Source organism: Alcanivorax sp., assembly GCF_040119285.1.
Classification (GTDB): Bacteria; Pseudomonadota; Gammaproteobacteria; order Pseudomonadales; family Alcanivoracaceae; genus Alcanivorax.
This window is the reverse complement of sequence record NZ_JBEDTY010000017.1, coordinates 15,496-39,926: the sequence shown is the minus strand read 5'-3', so window position 1 is coordinate 39,926 and position 24,431 is coordinate 15,496. Positions and strand designations below refer to the sequence as shown.

Sequence of the window (24,431 nt, the reverse complement as noted above, 5' to 3'; positions counted from 1 at the left end):
AGCCATACTCATGCTACCAGTTGTATCACTTACTCTGTTTTTGCCGCTCGCCGGTGCCGTCCTGATTCTGGCCCTTCCGAGGCCAACGGCGCGAACCGTACACAGCATTGGTATTGGCACCGCCGGTTTAACTCTGGTCGGCGCGCTGGCCATGTGGCTGGAGGGAGTGAGTGGCGCGGGCTTTTCCCAAGTCGAAGAGCTCGAATGGATTCCGGCCATCGGTGCCGCCTACCGGGTCGGGGTGGATGGTATCAGCCTGCCCTTAGTGCTGCTGAGTGCCATGCTGTTTTTGGTGGCGTTCATCTATGCTTCGTCGCTGCGCGAGCGCCCGCGCGCCTACGTGGCTTTGGTTCTACTTCTGGAAACTGCGGCTATCGGCACCTTTACCGCCCTCGACGGAATTCTGTTCTATGTGTTCTTCGAAGTCTCCCTAGTGTCGATGTATTTCATGATTGCCGGCTGGGGGCATGAGGACCGGCAGCGGGCGGCTCTGATGTTCTTTATCTACACGCTTCTGGGCAGCCTGCCGTTATTGCTCGCCATCCTGGGGCTTTACCTCGGCAGTCCCGATCCCAGCTTCGACATGCGCGCCTGGATCGCTAATCCACCGCTTGAAGGGGCCGCGGCCATGTGGGCGTTGGTCGCCATGCTGGTTACTTTCGCGGTCAAGATCCCCGCCGTACCGCTGCACACTTGGTTACCTGCCGCCCACGTTCAGGCGCCGACTATCGGCAGTGTCATCCTGGCCGGCATCATGCTGAAATTTGGAACCTATGGGCTGGTTCGCTTCGCTCTACAAATGACTCCGGAGGCGTTCCGCGAAGCCGGCGTCGTTGTTTTGGTTTTCGGTGTCATCGGCGCGCTCTATGGCGCCTTCGCCGCTCTGGCGCAGACCGATCTCAAGCGCCTGGTGGCCTATACCTCGATCAACCACATGGGCTATGTGATCATCGGCGTCGCCGTGGCCGCACTGACCCTAAACCCCTCAGTGCGTGCCACCGCCCTCGATGGCGCCGTCCTGCAGATGTTCAGTCACGGCCTGGTGACCGGTGCATTGTTCTTCCTGGTGGGCATGATTCAGGAGCGTGCGCATACTCGGGAAATGGGTGAATTCGGTGGCCTACTTAAAACGGTTCCGCTGCTGGGCTGGTCATTTATGCTGGCAGCCTTCGCGTCCCTTGGACTGCCTGGTCTGGCGCACTTTCCGGCCGAGTTCCAGATATTTCTCAGCACTCTGGGCACTGTGCCCGCCGCTGTTGTCGCGATACTGGGCATCGCGATCATTGCCGGCACTTTTCTCAAGGCAATCCGCGAAACCTTCCTTGGCGAGCCCCAGCAACGCTGGCATAGCATGCCCGACCTGAGCGTGCGGGAACTGCTCGCCGTGGCGCCACTGCTGGTGCTTACCCTAGTTACCGGGGTGGCGCCGTCCTGGGTGCTGGACATCATTCATCGGACGACCTCGGCGTTGGTGCTGTAATGGGTCATGACCTTGCGTTATTAATTCCGGAAATAGCCGTTCTGTTAACGGCGGTCGGTGCACTGATTGCGGAAATGCTGCGCTGGCCGCGCGTTGCCTTGGCGGTTGCCATCGTGGGCCTGTTCATCGCCACGGGCTTGACCTTGAGTATGCTGGGCACCGACGCCGCCGTGTTCGGGGGCAGCTTCCGAATCGACACGCTCAGTATTTGGGCCAAACTTATCCTGTTGCCCGCCACCGTGCTTTCCCTGTTGCTGGCGCGCGTGGATGTGCGAGGCACCGTTCGTGAGGGCACGGTCTACAGTTTGCTGTGCTTTGCCACTTTTGGTGCACTCGTTCTGGCCGGAAGCGGCGATATGATGTTTCTAGTGCTGGGCGTCTTGTTGACCAGCCTAGCCAGCTTCGCGCTGGTGGCCTACCCGGACGATGACCCGGCCACCGAAGCCGCCATGAAATACTTTGTATTCGGCTCGGTTACCGGCGCGGTGATGGTCTTTGGCTTGAGTTACTGGTTCGGCGCCGCTGGCTCCACGCTGCTCTCTGATCTCGCGCGCGCCGACGCCATGCCGCTAGCCGCCATCCTCGGCCTGGTGACGGCGATTGTCGGCCTCGGCTATAAGGCGTCATTGGTTCCGTTTCATTTCTGGGTGCCAGACGCTTATCAAGGCGGGCCCTTATCGATAGCCGCCTACCTGTCTGTGGTGCCCAAAGTCGGCGCTCTGTTCGCGCTAACCCAAGTGCTTCGAGACCTGCCCTTGGAGAGCGGTTGGACCGCAGTTATTGCGGGGCTGGCGGTACTGAGTATGACGTACGGCTACCTCGCCGCATTGGCGCAGGATAATGTCGTTCGGCTGTTGGCTTACTCATCAATTGCGCAGTCCGGTTACTTCCTGCTGGGCATTTTGGCCGTGGGCTCAAGCTCGCTTGCCTTGCCATCGATCATTCTATTCGCCGCCGCCTACGCGGCCATGAACCTGGGTGCCTTCGCCATTGTTGCCATGGTCGGACGCACCTTGACCGATTTCAATGGCCTGGGGCGCAACAGGCCATTAATGGGGATCGCAATGGTGCTATTTCTGCTGTCGTTGGTCGGCATTCCGCCACTTGCTGGTTTCGTGGGCAAGTTCCTGATTTTTGCGGCTGCCATAGATGCCCAATTCACGTGGCTGGCGGTGGTGGGGATTGTCAATAGTGTGCTTTCTCTGGCGGTGTATTTGCGTATTATTGTACCCATGTACCGGCAAGGGGAGGCGGCTCCGAATGCCCCCGAATATTGGCTGAGCATGGTGGCGATAACCGCGCTTTCAGGCACGGTCATCATCGGGTTGGCTGCGCAGTTCTTCCTTGTGATTCCGATGACGTAATGGCATTCCTAGTACCATGGTCGCTGACGTTTAAAGCGACGTATTTTAAATTCAGACAAGAGGTTTAGCATGAAAGTTGAAACTATTTTTGACCTGATTGAATGGAGCCGAAAGTTGCACGGGAGCCTGGCAAAGTGCCTGTCTCATTGCGCTCCGCTTCATCAAAATGAACGCGCTTCTCTGCTGCTCGAGTATCTGGCCTCGCACGAAGCGGAAATAGAGAAAATAGTGGCAGGGTTTGAACAGCAGGCTGATCCCAGGGCAGCTCGCACTTATGTGTACGATTACATGCCGCACAATCCTATTACCACCCACCTGGATTGCGACGATCACTACGCCAAAATGGATGCCACTTCAATAGAGACGGAAGTGGTCGATTTCCACGAACAAATCATCAGTCTTTACCGAACGCTTATCGAAAAGGCAGAAATACCCGAGGTCACAGAACTGGTGCAGTCATTGCTGGATATGGAAGAGCATGAAACCAAGCGCTTGGTACGGCAGATAGGGCGCATGGATGACATGTAAGTAAAATAGGCCTATCCGTTTTTGCTGGAGTCAGCGCGCGGAGGCCGCTGCCGGCCCGGTACTTCTTGGCGGGCGGAAATGTCTCCCGCTAGGTTTGCTTGAGGAGAACTGGTGCAAAGCCACCACCTGGGGTGCGAAAATTGGTGGTCTGGCCCCGATACAAGCGCGCCGCCGCCAACAGCAGCTCGCCGCGATAGGTATATAGACGTACGTCGACCTTGAGCATTTCCCTCTCGTCATCGACCATCACCAGGCGTTCTGAAGGTGGCACATAGGTCTGCGCGATGTAGTCGCTTTCTAGAATTCGGGCAAAGGCGCTTTTTGTGAGTTTGCTGCCTTTATAAACTCCTTTGCTGCCATGACCCGCTACAGGTTTGAAAAACAATTGCCGTCGCTGCCGCCAGAGTTCTTCGCCATTGGCGGCATCGACTAACTGGGTGCGCGGAATACTTTGGCGAAGCAATTCGGCGTTCTCAGCGCTCAGGCCACACTCCCTCAAGGTCGTTTGATCTGACAGAACAGCCAAATTGCGTTTGTTCGCGAACAGTGCGTGAATGTGGGGGTTGGGGGTTATAACAGCGCCTCCCTCCGACCAGGCCGCGCGTAAGGTGGCGTGATCGGGGGCTTCGAGTCCGAAGTCCACCAACCGATTGTACACCAGATCGATTCGTTTGCCGTTGCCGTACAGCACTCCGTTATTAAGCTGAAAATCTTTGGGGGACAGAATGTGGGTCTCGATTCCGCCCCTCTGCAGCAACCTCTGAGCGAGCCTGAATTCCGGATAGAGGTACTGTTCCTCTGGCTGATCATCGACGATAGCGATTGTCTCCAGGCGTCTGCTGCCGCGCTGGGCGCGCCATTCGCTTTCGAACTGACGGATCACCTCGCGGTCAAAGTCCTCGGTCCAGAGTTCATTGGTCGCACCGCCACAGCATCGTTTTTGAGCACGGACAAGAATCGCATTGAGAAACGCACCTCCGGCATTGGTGTTAATCTCGATTAGACGTGGTCCATCGTCGCCAAGATGGAAGTCATAGCCCATAAAGGCACCAGCGGGACCGGGGTCGAGCCGTGCTGTCGATGGTGCCCAGGACAACACCTTCTCTCGATAGTCGGAGAGCGCAGCGGCCGCTTCCAATGCGCGAACCAAGGCCTGCATCTTGGCCAGATCTTGGTCGGGAACAAAGACAGCAACGTTGGAGAAAAGTTGATGCCAGGCCTCGCTGGACAAAATATCCTCGGCGTCTTCACCCAGTAGATGGGCGATATCCTGAGCTACCGCTGGCCGATCGAGAGTGACGCAGGAACAACTTTGGTTGAGTCTTTTTGCCTCTGCCTGCTGTGAAGTTTCATTAGTTGGGTGCACAGGTCATACCAAATGATCGTAGGTTTACGAAAGTTCTCGGGATTGTAGCAAAATGCGCTGTACTTGGGCCATGGAACCCGCTTGATGAAGCGGTGGATTTGGTAACGAGTGGTTTTTCAGTCCGCACTTTCTCAAATGGGCATTTCATCGTCCGGTACCGTAAGCCCAGGAAAGGGCGTCGGCCAGGGTAACTTGGCCCCTTGTTGGTTCACCAGCTACGTCTCTTCTATCGGGGTCGATTGTCCCGTCCGGCTCAATCCCGGACATTGCTCGGGGGCGCTTGGATGGAGTTCCTCTTCTTCCTGACGCTCCGCTTCCCGCTCAGACTCTCTCAGCAGCCATTGCTCCATGCGGGCATGCATCATTGCGTTTTTCTCTTCGCGGCGCCTAATGTCTGTCGCAAGGTCTTTATGAAGAGAGAAAGCCATTAGGACCATCAGCAACATAAAAGGAAATGCGGCGACAATGGAAAGAGTGCGGAGCCCGTTCAGCCCGCCGCTCAGCAAGAGCACGGAGGCCATTAACAGCTGCAAGCAGCCCCAGAGCACTCGAACAAAGCGTGTTGGCGTTAGTACACCCTTGGAGGTGAACATGCCCAGTACGAAGGTGGCTGAGTCCGCAGAGGTGACCACAAACATCGAGACCAGTATGACCGCCAGAACAGCGGCGACCCCACCCCAAGGCAGTTGATCTAAAAGTACGTAAAGACCGGATGGAACTTCTTCTGCCACGGCATCGGCGATACCGACGCCTTCAAACAGTTCGAAATGGATGGCGGAACCACCAAAGGTTGAGAACCACAGCATGCTCAAGGCGACGGGAATGACCATTACCCCCATGACGAACTCCCGAATGGTTCTTCCCCTTGATATTCGGGCGATAAAACTCCCCACGAAGGGCGCCCAGCTTAACCCCCATGCCCAGTAAAACATGGTCCACTGCTCCACCCACTTTTCGTCGGAGTGGGGGGCGGTTACCAGGCTCATTTCGATGAGGTTTCCGAGATACTCGCCAAGCGTTTGGGTGAGCTCACCAAAAATAAAGGCCGTGGGGCCCGTGACCAGGACGAAGAGCAGGAGGCCGCTCGCGATTACAAGGTTGGCGTTACTGAGATGGCGTATGCCCTTGTCGAGTGGCGTCATGGCCGATATGGTAAAAAGCGTTGCAAGCCCTCCCAGGATCATAAACTGCGATGTGGTCGAGTAATCCATTACACCCAGCCGGGAGAGGCCGCTATTGACCTGCAGCGCGCCAAGCCCCAGAGTCGTTGCAACCCCGAACAAGGTGGATACTACCGCCAGAATATCGATGGCTTTTCCCCAACCGCGGTCTACTCGCTCTCCCAACAGGGGGCGGAATGTTTCGCTGATCAAACCATAGCTATTGTGGCGAAAACGGACATAAGCGATAGCCAGACCCACAAGGGTAAAGTTGGCCCATTGGTGAAAACCCCAGTGAAAGAACGAGTAACGCATGCCCAGCTGCGCCGCCTCTACGCTGCGCGGCTCGGCAAGGCCCAGGGGCGGAACGTTCAAGTGCATGATGGGTTCCGCCACGCCCCAGAACACCAGTCCAACGCCCATGCCCCCCGAGAAAATCATGGCCAGCCAGCTGGTGAAGGAGAACTCCGGCAACTCGTTCTCCTGGCCCAGGCGGAGGTTTCCGAACCTGGAGAACGCCAGGAAAAAGATAAATACTACAAAGCCGGTGGTTGCCATCAAGTACATCCAACCAACATTTTTGGCGGTTGCATCGAGGACTTTCTGGGCGATTGCTTCAACGGTTTCCGGCTGAAGGGCAGAGGTGACGACAAAGGCGGTAATAATGAGTAGTGAGGTGTAGAAAACCACCCCGACATCACCGAGGTGTCTCTTCAGGAAAGTTGTTAATCGGTTCATAAATAGCTCACCAGACAGTTCTCACGTTTCTACCCGTTTCGACGTAGGATCCATTAAAAATAATCATTGTCTCTCTTTTGAGAACCAGCGATACAAAGACACAAACAGAGCCGCGATGTACCAACCGTACAAATAGGCTTCAACTAATCCAATTAAAAATCCCGACCACGTAAGCCATTCGAAGCCGGGCAATAAAGGCGCCCAAGCTTCGTACATACGCATCTGCGCCGGGGCGAGCAGGCCAAAGCCTACGCACAGCAGATAGCTGATTACTAACAGAACTGACAGGGTGTTGCCTAGCGGGACGGTACGTAAACGGGTATTCACTACAGTAGAATCGTTCATAGCTAATTTCCTCTTCTCGTTGTAGAAAAATCTTGATTTTTTGATTGGGGCAAGCGTTTGTGCCGGCGCGGCGGGCCACCAGCCCAATGCAACTAGACCGAACGGCTGGACCGGATGGCGATGCAGCCGAGCATATGTCTGTGCGATAGCCACATTATCAGCGGCGGGAGAATAAGCCACTGCAGAAGTGGGGCCAGTCCCACGCCTAACAGAGGTATGATCGGCATAGAGTCTGCGTATGTCCATCGTTCCAGAGGGCCGGTCGCCAGCCATTCCATGACGATGGTCACGAGAAATGCCGCGAGCAGAAGGGTGATAGCCGGCTTTCGTTTGCCCTCGAGGAGCCATCGACGGTGTCCGAAGACTATTGAGGAAAACCAGAAGCTGGCCAGTAGAATCAGCACATCGCCGCCGGAAGCCTGTATACACATCCAAACCACTGAGCCGTGAGATGCCTTCGCCATACCGGTAAACCAAGGGACTTGAAGCATCTCCCACAAAAAGTGTGTCAAAAAACCAAATCCCGCCAGGGGGAGTTCTGGCAAAAGGACGGATAGTCGGCTGGTGGGCGCTCCTTGGCGTATTCGTTCGATCACATGTTGCTCCTGTTGCGGGGTTTTCCACTCCAGCTGTGTTTATAAGGAGGCACGGACTGTAGCGACTAAGGTGGTGTTGCGCTCTCGTCGGGGGCTACCACAGCATTTCTCCCTTGCATCATGGCTATACCGATAATGACAACGACTATTCCAAGAATCTGGACGGGTTGAAGCCGCTCTTCAAAGAACATAAATCCAATTAGCAACCCAAGTACCGGGGTTAGAAAGCTGAAGACGTTCAATCGGTTTAAGGGGGCGCGGGCCAGCAGGGCGAACCATAAATACACCATGGCGGCTGTCGCCAGGGCAGATAGAATGAGCAGGGAACCGGTGAATCGAAATGTCCACCGAATCTCCCACTGTTCGCCGCCTACCGCGGATGCAGCCAGAAGTATTCCGCCGCCTATTAATAACTGGACAGCCATGGGGGCGGCAACTGATCTCCCAGCACGATTTTTTAATAGAATGTTGCCGATGGCTATTCCGATGGCGCCCATAAGAACCCAGGTAACTCCCCATAGATAGCCGGCATTGTTATTGTCGAATCCCGACCAAGAAAGCAAGGCGACGCCCAAAAAACCTATGACAAGCCCGGCTATGCCCTTGATCTGCAACGTTTCTCCGAGCCAAGCGGCGGCGATCGCTGCGGCAATCAGGGGCTGAGTACTTGCCAGGACAGTTGCCAGTCCCGGTGATAGGTGTCCTGCTGCTAGAAACATTCCGCCAAATCCCATCGCTGTATAGGACAATCCGATTAAGCTCAACAGCCCCAAGTCTCGGGGGCTAAAAGGGTAAGGCGCGCGCCGCCGCAGAACCAAGTGAACCGCGAAGAGCAGCCCTCCCGCAAGAAAAGCGCGCAAGGCAGCAAACAGCAAGGGGGGAGCGTCCGGCAGCCCCGTCACGATAAAAGGAAAACAGATGGCCCAGAGCAGTACAACTACCACCATCCAAGCAACGTTCGCGGCTTTTGATTGAGTCTTCATAACGAATCAAGCCAACTCGCGGATACTGGTGGCCAGAAGGCCTCCGATATTGATGGCGTTGCTGGGGTGTGAGATCGTATTACAAGTGACCAGTCGCGCTGATTTATCAATTAGCTCCATATCGGCTCCTTCAGCAAAGATTCCGTGAACGCCGATGCAGACCACTTTCGGCAGCCCAAAGCGCTCAAGGTGAACTATGGTTTCCAGCATGGTATGGCCACTGGAGATGATGTCATCGACCAGTACCGGAGTGTGATTCAGCCATTGCTCAAGGTGAGGCACACTGATTTCTACCTCACGGTCGCCACGCCGGGTTTTACTCAATACCGTGAAGGGCGCACCTGCCTGCTTTGCCACCGCAGAGACCCATTGCTCGCTCTCGCTGTCGGGGCCGATCAAGACCGGGTTGTTGACGTTGGCGGCGATCCACTCCGCGATTACTGGCGCTGCGTGACCGACCTGGGTAGGAATACCGTAGATTTCCGACAAGACATGATAGCGGTGCAGGTGAGGATCAACGGTGACCAGCGCTGAAAAGTAGCGGGACAACAATTGCGCGAAGTAACGCGATGTCACACCCTCCCCGCCGTGAAAGCGTTTGTCCTGGCGCATGTACGGAAGGTAGGGCGCCACCAGCAGAATCTCCTTGGCACCGAGGTCCCTGAGTGTTTCGGCCAGCAGGAGTAAAGGCAGGGTTCGGTGATCAGGTTGATAAAGGTCCGCCAGCACCACCACATTGAGGTCTTTAACCTCATCCAGCACCCGCACATAGCTTTCGCCATCGGGGAAGTGGCGCATGTCGAGCTGACCCTCGCGAAGATCCAGCGACCCGCAAAGGGTTAGAGCAAGTTCTTTGTCACTGTGGAGGTTGAATAGCACATTCCAACGGATTGTCATGCCTGGTCCTTTTTTAAAGTCAATGAGCGGTATTGGACGCGAATTGAGAAGGCCTTATGACGGATATTCAGAGATGGAAATAACGTCAAGACGACTGTGTAAGTACTCCAGCGCGTAGGCAAGCACTCCTGCGGACTCGGCATGCAAGGTAAACAGAGGTTGGCCGGCTTCGACCCAGTCGCCGAGGCGTACATGTAAGTCGAGTCCCGAGGCTGGTGTCGCTGGCGCGCCGGCAAGCTTGGCTATGCGCGCCAGTAGACGGTTGTCGATAGCGGTGACGAAGCCATGACGATTTGCTGGCACCGGCTGAGTCTGAGCCGCCACCGGCAGTACGCGCATGCCGCCCTGGGCTTCGCAAATAGCTCTAAATTTTTGCCAGGCCCGACCACTGGTCAGGGATTGCGCGGCCAGATTGACGCCGCTGCCTTTTTCGACAAGCCCTGCGAGCTCGAAAATCGCACCGGCCAGTTGGATAGATCGATCCCTGAGATCCGCAGGTGCGTCTTCCTTGTTTTGGAGCACAGCCAGAACATCTCGGGCCTCCAGGGTGGGACCTATGCCTCGTCCGACTGGCTGCCGACCGTCGGTGATGACCGTCCGAACAGTCAGCCCGATCACTTCAGCGGTCTCGCGCAGCAGCCTTGCTAAACACTGGGCGTCCTCTTCACTGCGAACCTTGGCTGTGGGACCGACCGGAAGGTCGAGCACGACATGGGTGGCACCAGCGGCGGCTTTTTTAGACAGCACCGATGCCACTAGTTGTCCCTCGCTGTCGAGATCGATTGCCCGTTCGATACGAATCAGAACGTCATCGGCAGGGCTCAGGGAGACTGCACCGCCCCAGGCGATGCAGCCGCCTTCCTGCTCCACGACGCGCTGCATGTCGTCAATGGAAAGGGCGACCGGCGCCAAGGTTTCCATTGTGTCGGCGGTGCCTGCCGGAGAGGTGATCGCCCGCGAGGAGGTCTTTGGCATGATCAAACCCTCTGCAGCCACCATAGCTACCACAAGAGGCGTGGTTCTGTTGCCGGGCAGGCCACCAACGCAGTGCTTGTCTACGACCACATCGCGATGCCAGTCAAGGCGCTCCCCCGCGTTTATCATGGCCCGAGTTAAGCTGGCGGTCTCGGTTCGGTTTAATCCACGACTGGCGCACGCGGTCAGGAAGGTGGCCAGCTCCACGTCGGTATAAAACCCTTTGCAGATGTCCGAGATGATGGCGTCAAACTGTATGTCCTCCAGTGGCTTTCCATAGATCTTGGCACGCACCGAGCTCATGGATTCTACCGTGGGCGGGTGAACGAAACCGGCGAGTTCGCCAGGCTGGGGGGCAAGGGTGTGCCAAGCGGATTCCGACAGCCCGAATTCATCCGGTGCAAGCCAGTCTCCATGTATGACGTTGAGACTAGCCAAAACGCTTCGCTCGCCAATGTTGACTTGTACCCGGCTTTGGGCATTGAATCCTTCCGAGTGGCAGACGTGGCAATCATTGCGCATATAGACCACCAGCTCTTGATGGCTATCGATACCCAGTCGGCGCGGTTTCAGTAGGTAATGCTCTTCGGTCATCAAGGGCCCTTTTAATGGCGTCTCTATTTTCGATTGTGCGGAGGTACTCGGTGGCAACTCCAGGGTTCATGTTGGGCGTTGTCTTTAACGTTTTGGTCGACGAACAGGTAATACTCCTCTTTGAAGCGCGTCCACCAATCCTGCTTGATTGGAATGCCGAACTTGATAAGGATGTCCTCCACACACTGGAGGCATAGCCGCGATGCGTCATAGGAGAAATCGAGCCGGTCGGATGTCTCGACAAAGGCGATATCATCCAAGCCATAGAGCTGATCGATTTCCGCAATGGCTTCGGTCAGTTTCTCGGTATTGATGGGTCGCTTAAGCCCGAGGTGACGGGTCACCAAGTTAACTTCCGAAACTCCCAGGCGATGCTCTTTATGCTTCATTTTCTGTCAGCCTCCTTTCGGCCTTCTTCCAGGCCGCGGCGGTAAGCTTGCTCCGTGTCCTGGTGGTTGTGTTCGCCATGCCCGCTTTCTCCGTGACCGTGCCCCTTATGCATAAAAAGGTGCATTAACGGACAGAGGAGAATGATCAGGTAGGGGAGAAACGGAAAGACGTGCGCTCCGTGCTCTACAAATAGAAAGTAAAGCGCTGCGCCAACCAACAAGATCGTCGCAAATCCGTGAAGGCTGTTCCAGTAACCGGGTTTGTTAGCCATTAGGTTTCTCCAGTGCCGAGGTAGCGGCCTCTATCGGTGTGAAATCGAATCATTTATCGACACTCAGCTTTACACGCTTAAGAAGAATTGAATTGCCGATGACTGATAACGAGCTCACGGTCATGGCGATCACGCCGATCATGGGGTGCAGTAACCCGACGGCGGCGATGGGTATAGCGGCCACATTGTAGGCACTCGCCCAAATCAGGTTCTGAACAATTTTCCCAAAGGTGGCTCGGGAGAGGTGCATGGCTTCCACTACACCGGTCAGCTCACCGCGAACCAGAGTCACATCGGCCGCCTCAATGGCCACATCAGCGCCGGCACCTATGGCAATACCCACGTTTGCCTGTTTCAGCGCTGGCGCATCATTGATGCCATCGCCGACCATGGCGACATGATTGCCATGCTTTTTCTGCAGCTGACGAATTGCATCCACCTTGCCTTCCGGAAGTACCCCGGCCTGCACTTCGTCGATACCCACCTCCTCGGCAACAGCGCGCGCCGCACGTTCGTTGTCGCCGGTGATCATTACCACATGCAGGCCCAACTCATGCATGCCGCGTATAGCGGCTACTGATTCCTCTTTGATGGTGTCGGCCACCGCGACAATGCCACACGCTTTCCCATCGACAGCGACCAGTACGGCGGTGCGGCCGCGCCCTTCCAGGCTGTCCAGATCCTCGTCCAACGCCTCTAGACCGCTTACTCCTTCTTCGTTCAGCAATTTGCGGTTGCCAATCAGAACCAACGCACCATCGACTTTGCCGGATACGCCGCGTGCGCCAGTGGAACGAAATTCTTTGACCTCCCCCGGGCTCACCTGACGCTCGCGGGCGCCTTCGACAATGGCGCGGGCAATGGGGTGCTCAGAGGCATTTTCCACCGTCGCGGCCCACTGCAGCAGTTGTTGTTCTGTGACATTGTTGGCCGTAACCACTTCAGTCAGTTTGGGCTCGCCCCGTGTGATAGTGCCGGTTTTATCAAGCACCATCACCTTGACGTCTTTGAAGGTTTGAATAGCCTCGCCGGAGCGAATCAGAATGCCTCGCTCGGCGCCAATACCCGAGCCCACCATAAGCGCGGTGGGTGTCGCCAAGCCCAGAGCGCAGGGGCAGGCAATAACCAGAACCGCAATGGCGGCGAGAGTAGCCAGTACTGGTGTGGTCGCCGTTTGATCAACCCAGGGCAGAAAATCCGCGCCCCATGCAAGTATGGGGCGCAGGCTGTCGGCGGCAACAAACCACACCGCAAAGCTTGCCAGGGCAATCAGAATGACGATGGGCACAAAACGCCCCGTCATGCGGTCGGCGAATTCCTGAATGGGCACTCGCGAGCCTTGGGCCTGTTCTACCAGTTTGATCACCTGGGACAAAAAGGTATCGCCGCCCACCTTGGTGGCCTTGACCCGTAAACGTCCCTCTTTATTGATGGTCGCGCCAATGACGGTATCGCCCGGAGATTTATACACCGGAACCGACTCGCCGGTGGCAATCGATTCATCCAGATGGCTCTCGCCTTCTACCACTTCGCCATCCGTCGGCACCTTGTCACCGGGGCGGATCACCATGATGTCGCCCGGTTGCAGTTCCTTGACGGGAACTTCCTGCTCCTGGCCATCGCGTTCGACCCGTGCGGTCTTGGCGCCCAAGGTTAATAATTTTCGGATCGCCTGAGATGCACGGCCCTTGGCTTTGGCCTCAAGATAGCGCCCCAATAGGTGAAAGGTCATGATGGTGGCGGCCATTTCAATGAATGACGTCATGGTGACGAAAAAGCCTGCCAGGCCGATCAGGTAGGGCGGAACGCTGCCCATGGAAATCAGTACATCCATGTTGAAGGTGCGGTTGGTGAGCGAGCGCCAGGTGGACTTGTGAGTGGCTGCGCCGCCATATAGAAAAACCACCGGAAACGCCAACAGGGCCACAATCAAAAGATAACCGGGGATCGGTTTCCAGAACATGTGCGGGATCATCAACACCATAATCAGTGTTGTCGGTATCCCGGCGATCCAAAGGCGTTTCAAAGCCTGATTCAAGTAGGCGTCTTCGATATCGGCATCCTTTTCCGCTTCATCTTCCGCTGCTTCGGAGGAGGCTTGAGCGACATCGTAGCCGGCTTTTTCAACCGCCTGTTTAAGCTGTTCAACACTGGGTCCAGCGTCGGTCATTACGACGTGAACCTTGTGGCTGGCGATATTGGTTTTGATACTCTCAATGCCCTCTAGCCGCTGGAGCGATTCACGCACAATGCCCGCACAGTGGTCTGAGCCCATGCCCGGCACGATAAGCTGGGCGTTCTTTCCCGCCCCCGAAGTGTTGGCTGCGGCGACGTCGTAGCCGGCGTTTTCCACAGCTTTGCGGAGATCGTCCAGGTCCACCGTCGAGGGGTCGTAGGTGACTTCTACGCGGTGGCTAGCGATATTGGTTGTAATGTCGCCGACGCTGTCAAGACGCTGTAGCGAGGTCTTTACAATACCCGCACAGTGGTCCGACCCCATGCCCGGCACAGTCAGCTTAGCCACAGCGCTCGAAGGTTGTGAGTCAACGCTCATTCTTTTCCCCTGCTTTTTCGGATCGCGAACGCTTTCTTCGTAGGTTCCAGCCCACCAGCGCAAAAACCGCCAGAAGAACAATACCACTAATAATGGTTGTGAATTCTAAGCTCATTCAAAACTCCTGCTGCTGCAACTTATTGAGGCGGGGAATGAACATCGGGACGTGCTGTCGATAAGCCCGATATTCATCACCAAACTGTTCCAGCATCTGCCGCTCTTCTTTCAGAGCCAGTAGCGTGTAGGCTAGGACAATTACTGGGAAGGCGATCAGTGAGACAATCGTCGGCCAGTGCACAACCCCTTCACCGAACACGATGAGAAAGAGGCCAGTGTATTGGGGGTGGCGAACAATCGCGTAAATGCCATCGGTCATTAGAGTCTCACGGCGCCGTGCTTGATGTATCCGGCGCCAGCCCTCCGCGACCAGAGTTGCTCCTAGAAACACTAAACTGTAGCCGAGCAGCATGGCTATGATGTGCGCCGTAGGGGTGCCGAACAATTGCGCCCAGAGGTTGCCGCCTTCGTTCCATGCCAGATCGAGGCCGAAGAATCGAGTTAGAAAGTAGATCGTTAAAGGAAACCCGTACATTTCAGCGTAAAAGGCGATAATAAAGGCCTGCAGCACGCCAGCGCGCGTCCATTCTTTCCAGCTGGCCGGAGCTAGATATCGGTACATTAGCCATGAAACAAAAACTGTGACGATAATTGCTAGGCCCCAGGTTCCTACATGCATGCGCTTGTGCCTCTGTTTGTGTCAATAAGCTTTAGATATTCAATGATTGTGTCACACTGAACGTTTATCCTACCCGCTCTCACTGAACTCCTCGATCAGATGACAGATCATGTTGCCTGTTGGCGCCCGGTCCGGTTTTGTTTCCCAATCCCTGACTGCGGAGTACATACGTTGCCGTAGTCGCTGACTATCTTGGAAGCCTTTCTCGTTTTCCTCCAGACGCTTCTGTATAAGCCGCCTGGCGAGAGGACAGGGGGATTCACCTTGATCAGCGGTATCCAGGATTTCGGCGATATCGCTCACCGAAAATCCGAGTTGTCTGGCGCTGAGGATAAACCTCATTCGACGCTTTTCCTTGGCACAGTACTCCTTGTAGCCATTGGACGGGTTCTTCGTTGGTTTCAGAAATCCAATACGGGTGTAGTAGCGAACAGTATCTACACTTACCCCAGTCTCATTAGCCAGTTGGTTAACACGCATAGGGTCACATCCCTTTCGTCAGCAATGTAAACAGGGTGACCCTGGGTGTTAGCTCTCATATTGATCCACGTCAAGGTCCTGCGTTAAAGACATAGGTTCAACTATCAATATCGGTATGGTAGACCTGTGTCCTGGTCACAGGTCAACTTAAAACTAGAGTCTGAAGGTTAGCCCATTTCCAGGACGTGACGAATAGATTACAAATTTGTAATCTTGATGCCATCTTTCTGTTGGTTTTTTCTTCTTATCATGGTAGCTGAAAGATCTTACGCTTGGGCGACCGCCTTTTTGAGCAGGGGTGACGCGATAGACCGGTAGGGTAGAACTATTGCACCGACGCACAGGAAATATAGATCGTTCGGGTAATAGAGACATTATAGATTATAGAGATTGTCGCCGATTCGGCACAGACAAAGGCGTGACTGGGTGAACCGGATAACAGTTGTTGTAGTTCTACTAACAATGCCGTTCTTGTGGGAGGCCTCTGCCATGGGTATGCCCCGCTATTGCACTATGGATGATGGAGCGAACGAGCTATCCACGAACTTAAAAGGTGTTGCCGAACACACTGATCACCAAGCAATGGGCCCTGTCGAGAGCGTGCAGTCTGCAGAGGGGGCGTGCTGCGATACCGATAAATCGGGGGTTGGCTGTGCGGTGGTGGGATGTGCCTTGTCAATTCAGATGTTGACTTCTTCCGTGACTACCCCGGAGTCATTGGGGACTCGTTCTGAGACTTCAGGTTTGCGCTACCTTGCCCTTCCTCTGGCACCGATTTTCCCTTTTCTAAGACCTCCAATCGCCTGATTTCACTCAATTAATCCGTGCTAACCAAGTACTAAAGGTAATGTGCCGTCCCAAAGGGAGGCGAAGCGGCGTTGCCTTTTAATTGAAACCTGAACACGAAGTGGCGATTTGTCATGGGAGGCAAATATGCATTCATCACGCCTTAAAATTCTGATGCTGGGGTTGCTCACGCTGCCCTTGCTAGTTGCTTGTGGGAAAGTGGAGGAGAGATTCGCTAGTCCTGATTGGGCCATTGGTGGCGCTGAGGTGCTCACCGTCTACAAAAGTCGAAGTTGCGGCTGCTGCAAAAAGTGGATTGACCATATAGATGTCGAGGGCTTTGAAACAGATGTCCAACACCCATCAAGCCTGAAACTCATAAAAGATCGGTATCGGATCGCACCCAATCTCCGCTCCTGTCATACCTCCGTATCGTCACAAGGCTACGTCTTCGAGGGGCATATCCCGGCGCGCTACATCCAACAGTTTCTGGCCAACCCTCCGTCTGATGCTGTGGGTCTGACTGTACCCGCCATGCCCCTTGGCAGTCCGGGGATGGAGGCTGAAGATCGGTTTAGGGCTTATCAGGTCCTGCTGATGAAAAAAGATGGCAACACCGAAGTGTTTGTCAGTGTAGAGAACCCCGCCCAGCAATATCAGCCGGGTGATCAACAGGAAGTTCAGTTATGAGAGTACTAGTCATAATGCTATCCGTTATGTCACTTGGTTTGGGCAGTGCTACAGCCCTTGCTCAGCCGGTTTCGGAATCGCTGACCTTGGAAGAAGCGGTAGCCCTCGCCGTCGAAGCAGATCCTTGGCTTGCTGGCAGCAAGCACACCCAGCAGGCGCTCAATGATGAGGCGACTGCCGCAGCGAGCTTGCCGGATCCCCGCGTAAGTCTGATGGCGGGCAATTTCCCCGTAGATAGCTTCGACATCAACCAGGAGGCTATGACTCAGTTGTCGGTGGGTGTCACGCAAATGTTCCCACGTGGTGACAGTCTGGCGCTTGCCAAACGGCAAAAACAGCAGCTTGCTGGACAGCACCCTCTGCTGAGGATAGATCGCCGCGCCAAGGTGGAAGCAACGGCCAGTCAGTTATGGCTAGAGGCCTACAGGGCACAGGAAAGTATTCGATTGATCGAGCGGAATCGGGGGTTGTTCGAGCAACTGGTGGAATCTGCCGAGGCCCATTATTCGTCGGGGTTGGGTCAGGTCCGTCAGCAGGATGTCATTCGCGCGCAGTTGGAGCTAACCCGTCTGGATGATCGCTTGACAACGCTAAAGCAGCAGAAAGAGGCCGCACAGCGCCGCCTGTCTGAATGGATCGGGGCTGCTGCAAGAGTCCCCTTAGCGCCGATACTGCCGACGCCATCACTCGCCAGGCCGCTGACTATACCGACTATCGAGGCCGCTGACGAACACGCACGCTACCAGTTGATCCGCCATCACCCAGCTCTGATGGCGCTGGAGCAGCGCATTGACGCGACCCAAACCGGCGTCGATTTGGCAGAACAGAAATACAAACCCGAGTGGGGCCTGACCGCCCAATACGGCTCTCGCGCCAGCGATCCCATGGGGCGGGAGCGGTCTGATCTGTTCTCAATTGGTGTGACGTTCGATCTTCCTATTTTCACAGGCAACCGCCAGGACAGGGAGGTTAGCGCCGCCGTGAATCGAGCCGAAGCCATCAAAACCGAAAGGCACTTGCTTCGTCGCCAACTGATGGCAGAACTGGAAACGGCGAGCGTTCAGCTGACGCGGCTCGATGAGCGCTTGGCGCTGTACACCGAGCAGCTGCTACCGCAAATGGCCGACCAGGCAGAGGCTTCGTTGGCGGCCTATGGCAACGATAGCGGAGACTTCGCCGAGGCCGTCCGGGCGCGCATTGCCGAACTGAATGCCAAAGTCGAAGCACTTGTGATCGCGGTGGAGCGTCAGAAAATAATGGCCCAAATCAATTACCTGCTCGCCGAGCCCTCGTCGGACGATGCACGGGCAATCGAACCGTTTTAGGAAGGTCAATAATGAATACATTAACTAAAGTACTGCTTGGTTCAACCGTGGGTGCGTTGCTCGGTGTATCGGGATTCTGGTTGTTGAGTGACGTCAACGAAAATGGGACTACAGCCACTGAAGGCGAACGGCAACCGCTGTACTGGGTGGCACCCATGGATGCCGAATATCGGCGTGACAAACCCGGCAAATCGCCCATGGGCATGGACCTTGTTCCGGTTTATGAGGAGGGCAGTGGTAAGGATGAGCCTGGGACCGTCAAAATTTCCCCCGTGGTGGTCAATAATCTCGGGGTGCGTACCGCTAGGGTTGACTCCGGCAGACTTCAGCCGGAGGTTAGAACCGTCGGGTATGTGCAATACAGTGAGAATCGCTTGGTGCATGTCAACCCGCGAGTTGAGGGCTGGATTGAGAAGCTCTACGTTGAAGCAGTTGGCGATCCGGTCAAAAAAGGCGAACCTTTGTACACGCTCTATTCGCCCACGCTGGTCAACGCCCAAGAAGAGCTGCTAATGGCGCTAAAGCGCGACAATTCAGTGGCTGTAGGTGCCGCGGTGGACCAGCTGTTGGCGTTGAACTTACCTCAAAATGAAATCGACCGGGTGCGTGAAACCCGAAGGATTAATCAACACATCACTTTCGCGGCCCCTCAGTCCGGTGTATTGGAGAATCTCTCGGTGCGTGAAGGCATGTTCATCAAACCCGGCACTAATATGATGAGCATAGGTCAGCTGGAGCACATCTGGGTGATCGGAGAGGTGTTTGAGCGCCAGGCGAACCTGGTCAGTGAGGGCGATCCTGTGCGTATGCGCTTGGACTATCTACCCGGTCGAGAGTGGTTGGGGCAGGTAGATTACCTCTATCCGTCACTCAATGCCGAAACCCGTACAGCCCAGGTCCGGGTGCACTTCCACAACCCCGATGGGTTCTTGAAACCAGGCATGTTCGCGCAGATGGTCATTGAAACCGAGGCGGGAGCGGAAACCCTGTTGATTCCACGTGAAGCCTTGATTCGTACCGGCAGTCAAGCACGCGTGGTATTGGCACTAGGAGAGGGCAGGTTTAGATCCGTAGTCGTTGAAGTGGGGCGCGTCGGAGAGCGGCAAGTGGAAATTCTGGCTGGCTTAAATGAAGGGGAGCGTCTCGTCACCTCCGCACAATTCCTGATCGACTCGGAGTCCAGCAAAACCGCAGATTTAGAACGCATGACGCCACGTCCCGACCAGAGCGAACAAGCCTCTGTTGAAGAAGACATTGAACCCTCGTCGACTTGGGTTTCCGCTCGTGTTCTCAGCCTGATGCCCGATCACCGTATGGCCACTCTCGAGCACGAGCCGATACCAGATTGGGATTGGCCCGCCATGACCATGGATTTCATGGTCGAGGAAGGCGTCAGCATGGAGGATCTCGAGCCGGGGATGCGCCTGCATGTACAGATAGTAAAGGATAGCGGCGGTGACTACCGCTTGAGCCAAGTTCACATCCCCGGTGAAGGATCTACAGGCGATACCGAATCTTCTGAAATGGACCACAGCCAGCATGAAGGGGGAGGCCAGGGCTCGATGCCGGAACAGAGCGAGAAGGGCCACGATGAGATGTCTATGCCGGACCACGACAGCATGAGCCAGGACGCCATGGAGCACGATCATCACGACAAGGAGGAGCATCGTCATGATTGAGTCCATCATTCGTTGGTCCATCAGCAATCGATTTTTCGTGCTGCTGGGCACCTTGATGCTGGTGGGTGTGGGCCTCTATTCCGTGAAGAATACCCCCGTAGACGCGATCCCGGATCTATCCGACGTACAAGTCATCATTAAGACCAACTACCCCGGGCAGGCGCCGCAGGTGGTGGAGGACCAAGTCACCTATCCACTGACCACGGCCATGCTATCGGTGCCGGGCGCGGAAACCGTGCGGGGCTATTCTTTTTTTGGCGATTCCTATGTCTATGTCATTTTTGATGATGATACTGATGCCTACTGGGCCCGTTCGAGGGTGCTGGAGTATCTGTCCCAAGTGGCTCCCACACTGCCACCAAGCGCTCGGCCACAACTTGGGCCGGACGCAACCGGGGTTGGCTGGGTCTACCTCTACGCGTTGGTGGATCGCAGTGGCAAGCATGACTTGAGCCAGCTGCGCAGCCTGCAGGATTGGTTCCTGAAATACGAGCTGCAAACGGTGAGCGGCGTTTCTGAGGTATCGGCCCTTGGCGGCATGGTTAAGCAGTACCAGGTAAAGGTCAGTCCAGAAAAGCTACGTGCTTTTGATATTCCTCTGTCGCACATTCAAAACACCATTCAGCGTGGTAACCAGGAAGTCGGTGCCTCAGTGGTGGAAATGGCGGAAGCAGAGTATATGGTGCGCGCCACGGGTTACATCCAAGGCGTGGAGGATCTCGGTAACATTCCCTTGGGTGTGAACGCTAACGGCGCTCCGCTGTTACTGAAAAACGTAGCTGAAATCGAAGTGGGGCCACAGATGCGCCGTGGCATAGCTGAGCTCAATGGTGAAGGTGAAACTGTGGGCGGTATCGTGGTGATGCGCTCGGGAGAAAATGCTCAAAAAACCATTGACGGCGTCAAAGAAAAGCTGGAAAAGCTCAAAAGCGGTTTGCCCGAAGGGGTAGAGATTGTCACCGTTTATGATCGTTCCGGATTAATCTCCCGGGCCGTTGACAGTTTATGGAAAAGTCTGCTCGAAGAACTCGCCATTGTGGCGCTGATCTGTGTCATTTTCCTCTTTCATGTCAGGTCATCACTGGTTGCTGTCATCAGCCTTCCGTTGGGCATTTTGACGGCTTTTATCGTGATGCATCTTCAAGGTCTGAACGCCAACATTATGTCGCTGGGCGGTATCGCGATTGCAATAGGCGCGATGATTGACGGTGCCATCGTTATGATCGAGAACATGCACAAGCACATGGAGCGGACGCCTTTGACGCCGGAAAACCGTTGGCAAGTAGTGGCGAAATCGGCTTCGGAGGTGGGCCCCGCATTGTTTTTCAGTCTGCTGATTATCACCGTCAGCTTTATTCCGGTGTTTACCCTGGAGGCCCAGGAGGGACGGATGTTCAGTCCGCTGGCATTTACTAAAACCTATGCCATGGCGGCCAGTGCGGCGCTCGCTGTTACAGTGGTTCCGGTTTTGATGGGGTATTTCATTCGAGGAAAGGTGGTCGCCGAAAGCAATAACCCGGTAAACAGGATACTGATTGCTGGCTATATGCCATTGCTCAAAGGCGTCTTGCGGTTCCCTAAAACCACGCTTGCAATGGCTGTTGTGATACTTTTGATTGGGATCTGGCCAGTCAATCAAATCGGCAGTGAGTTTATTCCTGACTTAGATGAGGGCGACCTGATGTATATGCCCACCACTTATCCGGGGCTGTCCATCGGAAAAGCCAGGGAGTTACTGCAACAAACCGATAAGTTGATTGCTACGGTGCCGGAAGTCAATACCGTGTTCGGCAAGATCGGTCGTGCCGACACGGCGACTGACCCAGCGCCACTGACTATGATTGAAACCTTCATACAGCTCAAACCCAAAGACCAGTGGCGCGAGGGCATGACCACAGAGAAACTCAAAAAGGAGATGGATGCTCTAGTACGATTCCCCGGCCTGACCAACGCCTGGGTGATGCCCATAAAAACCCGAATTGACATGCTGGCGACCGGCATCAAAACGCCGGTAGGTATTAAAGTGGCGGGCGAGGACTTGAAAGAAATCCAGGCCATTGGCCAGCAGTTGGAACAGGTCCTCAAAGATGTGCCCGGAACCGCCTCGGTTTACTCTGAGCGGGTGGCCGGTGGTCGCTATATCAAGGTGGATATTCAGCGGGAACAGGCGGCACGCTATGGCCTGAATATTGCCGATGTGCAGCAGGTGGTGGCTACCGCCATTGGGGGAATGAATGTGTCGCAGACGATTGAGGGGCTTGAACGCTATCCGATCAATTTGCGTTACCCGCAGCATTACCGGGACTCGCCGGAACAATTGGCATTGCTACCCATTGTTACGCCGGCCGGAGAGCGTATTGCACTTGGCGATGTCGCAAAGGTATATGTAGAGGAAGGCCCCCCGGCAATCAAGAGTGAAAATGCACGGCTCAACGGCTGGACTTTTGTGGATATCGAAGGCGTGGATGTAGGCACTTACGTTGAGCAGGCCATGGTGACCGTTCAGGAACAACTGGATTTGCCGGCGGGCTATTCGGTAACCTGGTCCGGCCAGTATGAATATATGCAGCGCGCCAAGGAGAAGATGACCTATGTAATACCGCTGACTTTGGCTATTATCATCATACTGCTGTACATGAACTTCAGGAGCTTCGCTGAAGTAGCCATAATTCTAGGAACCTTGCCGCTTGCTGTAATCGGTTCCATCTGGTTAATGTTCCTCTTGAATTTCAACTTTTCTGTAGCTGTGGCGGTTGGGTTTATCGCTCTCGCGGGTGTCGCGGTAGAAATTGGCGTCATTATGCTGACCTATCTCAATCAGTCGTACAGTCAATTCGTAAGTGATTGCAAAGAGAAAGGAGCGCCATTCCGGCGAGAGGAACTATTTCAAGCCGTGACACACGGAGCCGGGCTACGTGTCAGACCAGTGATGATGACGGGGGTTTCCACTATTGCTGGCTTGCTGCCCATTATGTTTAGCTCTGGCACAGGTGCAGAAGTTGTTAGCCGAATTGCGGCTCCGATGGTAGGCGGCATGTTGAGCGCGATGGTTCTGACACTGCTGGTGTTGCCCGTTGTATATTATCTTTGGAGGGGATATTCGCTAAAAAGTTAGGATGATCTGTCTGAATCTGTTTTGAGCGGCATTTTTATTACTCGAGGTTAGGGTAGGCGCGTAAAAAATGTCTGGATTCGGCTGGCGGTCATTGGCTGATCGAATGTTCTTTAAGGGATGTTGTCGGTCAAGCCGCCGGGCATCTGATAAAGGTGCGTTCTGAGCATTATGGTGCCTCTTCCATGAACTGTTCCTAGCGCAATCAGTGACCTAGGGAACCTCAGTGCAGCTTGAGGCCCTGCGTCGCACTTGCGTGCAATTTCATTCTATCGATTCCTCAACTGAAGCTACAGATCATGAATAAACGCGCAACCATCACCGCCGCTCTTTTTATCGCGCTAGGCGTCGCCACAGCAGGTCTGCTTTAAACCAATTCTCTACGGGACAGCGCGATAAAGCCGTGGCGCAGGAGGGGGGGGTGAGCTGATGCCCTCGCACTTGCCGGTCATCGACCCCGCCAACGCGCCGGTGAGGATCGTAGAATTCTTTGATCCCGCTTGTGAGGATTGCTGGGCGCTTTATCACATCGTCAAGGAACTCATGGCTGAATACCCGGATGATGTGCGACTGGTCCTCCGTTACGTCCTCTTTCACCGGAGTTCGGAAGAAGCAGCGCGGATCGCGTAAACAAGGAGTTTATCTACCGGTGCAGGAGACGGTCTTTGCCGTTCAGCCTTGCTGGCACGGCGATTGGCAAGCAGCCAAAGCGACGGGGCTGGATGTTAAGAGGGCCCGTGAGCAGATCACTGGGCGCGATATTACGGCCATTCTGGAGCAGGATACCGCCGAAGCCAAGGCGATTGGGATACCCCAGTCACCAACGCTCTGCGCACCGGGCCATTCAGCCATGCACCGCGTAGCGCAGGGAGCAGTAGTCTCAGCGTCAACTTCCAGTCGGTCGAGCAGCGGCTGATCATGTGGGCGGCAAGGGCGTTGGTACCTAAAATAGCGCCCAGTACATTCACGTCAAGCATCAGGCGAATGTCGGCACTATTGAGGTTACCGGTGCGTCCGCTGCGCAATACACCGGCCACATTCGCCAGCATTTCGATGGTCTGCTCTTCGTCTTCAAGCTTGCTGATCAGGCGTTTCCATTGGGCTTCGTCGCGGACATCCAGAGGTTCGCAGCGTACCGATGGCTGGTGTTCCCAGCGTTGGTTCAGCGCCTTGATGTCTGCATCTGTGGCGATGACCCGGTGACCTTTTTTCATGGCCAGTTCAGTAAGGCTGGCGCCGATACCGTTGGCTGCGCCGGTAACCAATAGCTGCATGTTTCGACCCTGGGAATCCATTTATAGTCAGGTTAGTTTGGCTGAATGGGGGGCGGTTTGCTTGACAGGGGCTGCCATGAATTTAACACTTTACGCCAACAGGGTTGT

Annotated in this window: 21 protein-coding genes; 8 read left to right on the top strand and 13 right to left on the bottom strand. The window is 55.2% G+C overall.

Annotated elements, in window-relative coordinates; translation table 11 throughout:
* The first annotated feature begins 10 nt into the window (after positions 1 to 10).
* From ABNH10_RS05335 to ABNH10_RS05325, 3 genes are all read left to right on the top strand, one after another.
* On the top strand, positions 11 to 1,480 hold the full coding sequence (locus tag ABNH10_RS05335) for a complex I subunit 4 family protein (RefSeq protein ID WP_008930121.1): 1,470 nt from the start codon (positions 11 to 13) through the stop codon (positions 1,478 to 1,480).
* On the top strand, positions 1,480 to 2,844 hold the full coding sequence (locus tag ABNH10_RS05330) for an NADH-quinone oxidoreductase subunit N (protein ID WP_008930122.1): 1,365 nt from the start codon (positions 1,480 to 1,482) through the stop codon (positions 2,842 to 2,844). Before ABNH10_RS05335 ends, ABNH10_RS05330 begins: the two co-directional genes overlap by 1 nt.
* A gap of 69 nt (positions 2,845 to 2,913) precedes the next feature.
* Complete coding sequence (locus ABNH10_RS05325) at positions 2,914 to 3,372, top strand: ATPase (protein WP_265367053.1); 459 nt, start codon at positions 2,914 to 2,916, stop codon at positions 3,370 to 3,372.
* Positions 3,373 to 3,460: 88 nt separating this feature from the next.
* On the opposite strand, the gene ABNH10_RS05320 is transcribed toward ABNH10_RS05325, so the two are convergent.
* The 12 genes from ABNH10_RS05320 to ABNH10_RS05265 form a co-directional block, all read right to left on the bottom strand.
* Entirely contained in the window at positions 3,461 to 4,738 is a 1,278-nt protein-coding gene (locus tag ABNH10_RS05320) for an ATP-grasp domain-containing protein (protein ID WP_349384998.1), read from the bottom strand.
* A 215-nt stretch (positions 4,739 to 4,953) separates the two neighbouring features.
* A complete protein-coding gene (locus ABNH10_RS05315; RefSeq protein ID WP_349384997.1) occupies positions 4,954 to 6,636 on the bottom strand; it encodes a BCCT family transporter in 1,683 nt (560 codons plus the stop codon).
* Positions 6,637 to 6,699: 63 nt separating this feature from the next.
* Entirely contained in the window at positions 6,700 to 6,981 is a 282-nt protein-coding gene (locus ABNH10_RS05310) for a DUF5676 family membrane protein (protein WP_008930126.1), read from the bottom strand.
* Positions 6,982 to 7,642: 661 nt separating this feature from the next.
* On the bottom strand, positions 7,643 to 8,560 hold the full coding sequence (locus ABNH10_RS05305) for a DMT family transporter (protein WP_008930128.1): 918 nt from the start codon (positions 8,558 to 8,560) through the stop codon (positions 7,643 to 7,645).
* 6 nt (positions 8,561 to 8,566) lie between these two features.
* A complete protein-coding gene (locus tag ABNH10_RS05300) occupies positions 8,567 to 9,457 on the bottom strand; it encodes a ribose-phosphate pyrophosphokinase (RefSeq protein ID WP_008930129.1) in 891 nt (296 codons plus the stop codon).
* Positions 9,458 to 9,511: 54 nt separating this feature from the next.
* Positions 9,512 to 11,083 carry a thymidine phosphorylase family protein gene (locus tag ABNH10_RS05295; protein WP_502877115.1) on the bottom strand — a complete coding sequence of 524 codons (1,572 nt, stop codon included), beginning with the start codon at positions 11,081 to 11,083 and terminating at the stop codon, positions 9,512 to 9,514.
* Positions 11,050 to 11,415 carry a hypothetical protein gene (locus ABNH10_RS05290; RefSeq protein ID WP_008930132.1) on the bottom strand — a complete coding sequence of 122 codons (366 nt, stop codon included), beginning with the start codon at positions 11,413 to 11,415 and terminating at the stop codon, positions 11,050 to 11,052. Before ABNH10_RS05290 ends, ABNH10_RS05295 begins: the two co-directional genes overlap by 34 nt.
* The gene (locus tag ABNH10_RS05285) at positions 11,412 to 11,687 is read right to left on the bottom strand and encodes a DUF2933 domain-containing protein (protein WP_008930133.1); all 276 of its coding nucleotides are present in this window, start codon (positions 11,685 to 11,687) and stop codon (positions 11,412 to 11,414) included. The genes ABNH10_RS05290 and ABNH10_RS05285 overlap by 4 nt, the downstream gene beginning before the upstream one ends.
* 49 nt (positions 11,688 to 11,736) lie before the next feature.
* Entirely contained in the window at positions 11,737 to 14,241 is a 2,505-nt protein-coding gene (locus tag ABNH10_RS05280) for a heavy metal translocating P-type ATPase (RefSeq protein ID WP_040297267.1), read from the bottom strand.
* Entirely contained in the window at positions 14,231 to 14,356 is a 126-nt protein-coding gene (locus ABNH10_RS05275) for a hypothetical protein (protein WP_255357626.1), read from the bottom strand. Before ABNH10_RS05275 ends, ABNH10_RS05280 begins: the two co-directional genes overlap by 11 nt.
* Positions 14,357 to 14,977: a methyltransferase family protein gene (locus ABNH10_RS05270; RefSeq protein ID WP_062816631.1), complete on the bottom strand. Its 621-nt coding sequence runs from the start codon at positions 14,975 to 14,977 to the stop codon at positions 14,357 to 14,359.
* A gap of 69 nt (positions 14,978 to 15,046) precedes the next feature.
* Positions 15,047 to 15,457 (bottom strand): MerR family transcriptional regulator, encoded by a 411-nt coding sequence (locus tag ABNH10_RS05265; protein WP_040297268.1) that lies wholly within the window; start codon positions 15,455 to 15,457, stop codon positions 15,047 to 15,049.
* Between the two features lie 933 nt (positions 15,458 to 16,390).
* Here ABNH10_RS05265 and ABNH10_RS05260 point away from each other — a divergent pair.
* From ABNH10_RS05260 to ABNH10_RS05240, 5 genes are all read left to right on the top strand, one after another.
* Positions 16,391 to 16,933 carry a DUF411 domain-containing protein gene (locus tag ABNH10_RS05260; protein ID WP_008930137.1) on the top strand — a complete coding sequence of 181 codons (543 nt, stop codon included), beginning with the start codon at positions 16,391 to 16,393 and terminating at the stop codon, positions 16,931 to 16,933.
* Positions 16,930 to 18,258, top strand: a complete 1,329-nt coding sequence (locus tag ABNH10_RS05255) for a TolC family protein (protein ID WP_008930138.1) — start codon at positions 16,930 to 16,932, stop codon at positions 18,256 to 18,258. Before ABNH10_RS05260 ends, ABNH10_RS05255 begins: the two co-directional genes overlap by 4 nt.
* Before the next feature lie 11 nt (positions 18,259 to 18,269).
* On the top strand, positions 18,270 to 19,937 hold the full coding sequence (locus ABNH10_RS05250) for an efflux RND transporter periplasmic adaptor subunit (RefSeq protein ID WP_008930139.1): 1,668 nt from the start codon (positions 18,270 to 18,272) through the stop codon (positions 19,935 to 19,937).
* Entirely contained in the window at positions 19,930 to 23,052 is a 3,123-nt protein-coding gene (locus ABNH10_RS05245) for an efflux RND transporter permease subunit (RefSeq protein WP_008930140.1), read from the top strand. Before ABNH10_RS05250 ends, ABNH10_RS05245 begins: the two co-directional genes overlap by 8 nt.
* 426 nt (positions 23,053 to 23,478) lie before the next feature.
* Entirely contained in the window at positions 23,479 to 23,679 is a 201-nt protein-coding gene (locus ABNH10_RS05240) for a DsbA family protein (RefSeq protein ID WP_062816632.1), read from the top strand.
* 131 nt (positions 23,680 to 23,810) lie between these two features.
* Here the strand turns inward: ABNH10_RS05240 and ABNH10_RS05235 are convergent, their stop codons facing one another.
* Positions 23,811 to 24,323 (bottom strand): SDR family oxidoreductase, encoded by a 513-nt coding sequence (locus tag ABNH10_RS05235; RefSeq protein WP_062816633.1) that lies wholly within the window; start codon positions 24,321 to 24,323, stop codon positions 23,811 to 23,813.
* Positions 24,324 to 24,431: the final 108 nt, after the last annotated feature.

Bases quoted from the DNA above. Each gene is read 5' to 3' on its own strand.
- ABNH10_RS05335 (WP_008930121.1), top strand. From the start codon at position 11: ATGCTACCAGTTGTATCACTTACTCTGTTTTTGCCGCTCGCCGGTGCC.
- ABNH10_RS05330 (WP_008930122.1), top strand. From the start codon at position 1,480: ATGGGTCATGACCTTGCGTTATTAATTCCGGAAATAGCCGTTCTGTTA.
- ABNH10_RS05325 (WP_265367053.1), top strand. From the start codon at position 2,914: ATGAAAGTTGAAACTATTTTTGACCTGATTGAATGGAGCCGAAAGTTG.
- ABNH10_RS05315 (WP_349384997.1), bottom strand. From the start codon at position 6,636: ATGAACCGATTAACAACTTTCCTGAAGAGACACCTCGGTGATGTCGGG.
- ABNH10_RS05310 (WP_008930126.1), bottom strand. From the start codon at position 6,981: ATGAACGATTCTACTGTAGTGAATACCCGTTTACGTACCGTCCCGCTA.
- ABNH10_RS05305 (WP_008930128.1), bottom strand. From the start codon at position 8,560: ATGAAGACTCAATCAAAAGCCGCGAACGTTGCTTGGATGGTGGTAGTT.
- ABNH10_RS05300 (WP_008930129.1), bottom strand. From the start codon at position 9,457: ATGACAATCCGTTGGAATGTGCTATTCAACCTCCACAGTGACAAAGAA.
- ABNH10_RS05290 (WP_008930132.1), bottom strand. From the start codon at position 11,415: ATGAAGCATAAAGAGCATCGCCTGGGAGTTTCGGAAGTTAACTTGGTG.
- ABNH10_RS05285 (WP_008930133.1), bottom strand. From the start codon at position 11,687: ATGGCTAACAAACCCGGTTACTGGAACAGCCTTCACGGATTTGCGACG.
- ABNH10_RS05280 (WP_040297267.1), bottom strand. From the start codon at position 14,241: ATGAGCGTTGACTCACAACCTTCGAGCGCTGTGGCTAAGCTGACTGTG.
- ABNH10_RS05275 (WP_255357626.1), bottom strand. From the start codon at position 14,356: ATGAGCTTAGAATTCACAACCATTATTAGTGGTATTGTTCTTCTGGCG.
- ABNH10_RS05270 (WP_062816631.1), bottom strand. From the start codon at position 14,977: ATGCATGTAGGAACCTGGGGCCTAGCAATTATCGTCACAGTTTTTGTT.
- ABNH10_RS05265 (WP_040297268.1), bottom strand. From the start codon at position 15,457: ATGCGTGTTAACCAACTGGCTAATGAGACTGGGGTAAGTGTAGATACT.
- ABNH10_RS05260 (WP_008930137.1), top strand. From the start codon at position 16,391: ATGCATTCATCACGCCTTAAAATTCTGATGCTGGGGTTGCTCACGCTG.
- ABNH10_RS05255 (WP_008930138.1), top strand. From the start codon at position 16,930: ATGAGAGTACTAGTCATAATGCTATCCGTTATGTCACTTGGTTTGGGC.
- ABNH10_RS05250 (WP_008930139.1), top strand. From the start codon at position 18,270: ATGAATACATTAACTAAAGTACTGCTTGGTTCAACCGTGGGTGCGTTG.
- ABNH10_RS05245 (WP_008930140.1), top strand. From the start codon at position 19,930: ATGATTGAGTCCATCATTCGTTGGTCCATCAGCAATCGATTTTTCGTG.
- ABNH10_RS05240 (WP_062816632.1), top strand. From the start codon at position 23,479: ATGCCCTCGCACTTGCCGGTCATCGACCCCGCCAACGCGCCGGTGAGG.
- ABNH10_RS05235 (WP_062816633.1), bottom strand. From the start codon at position 24,323: ATGCAGCTATTGGTTACCGGCGCAGCCAACGGTATCGGCGCCAGCCTT.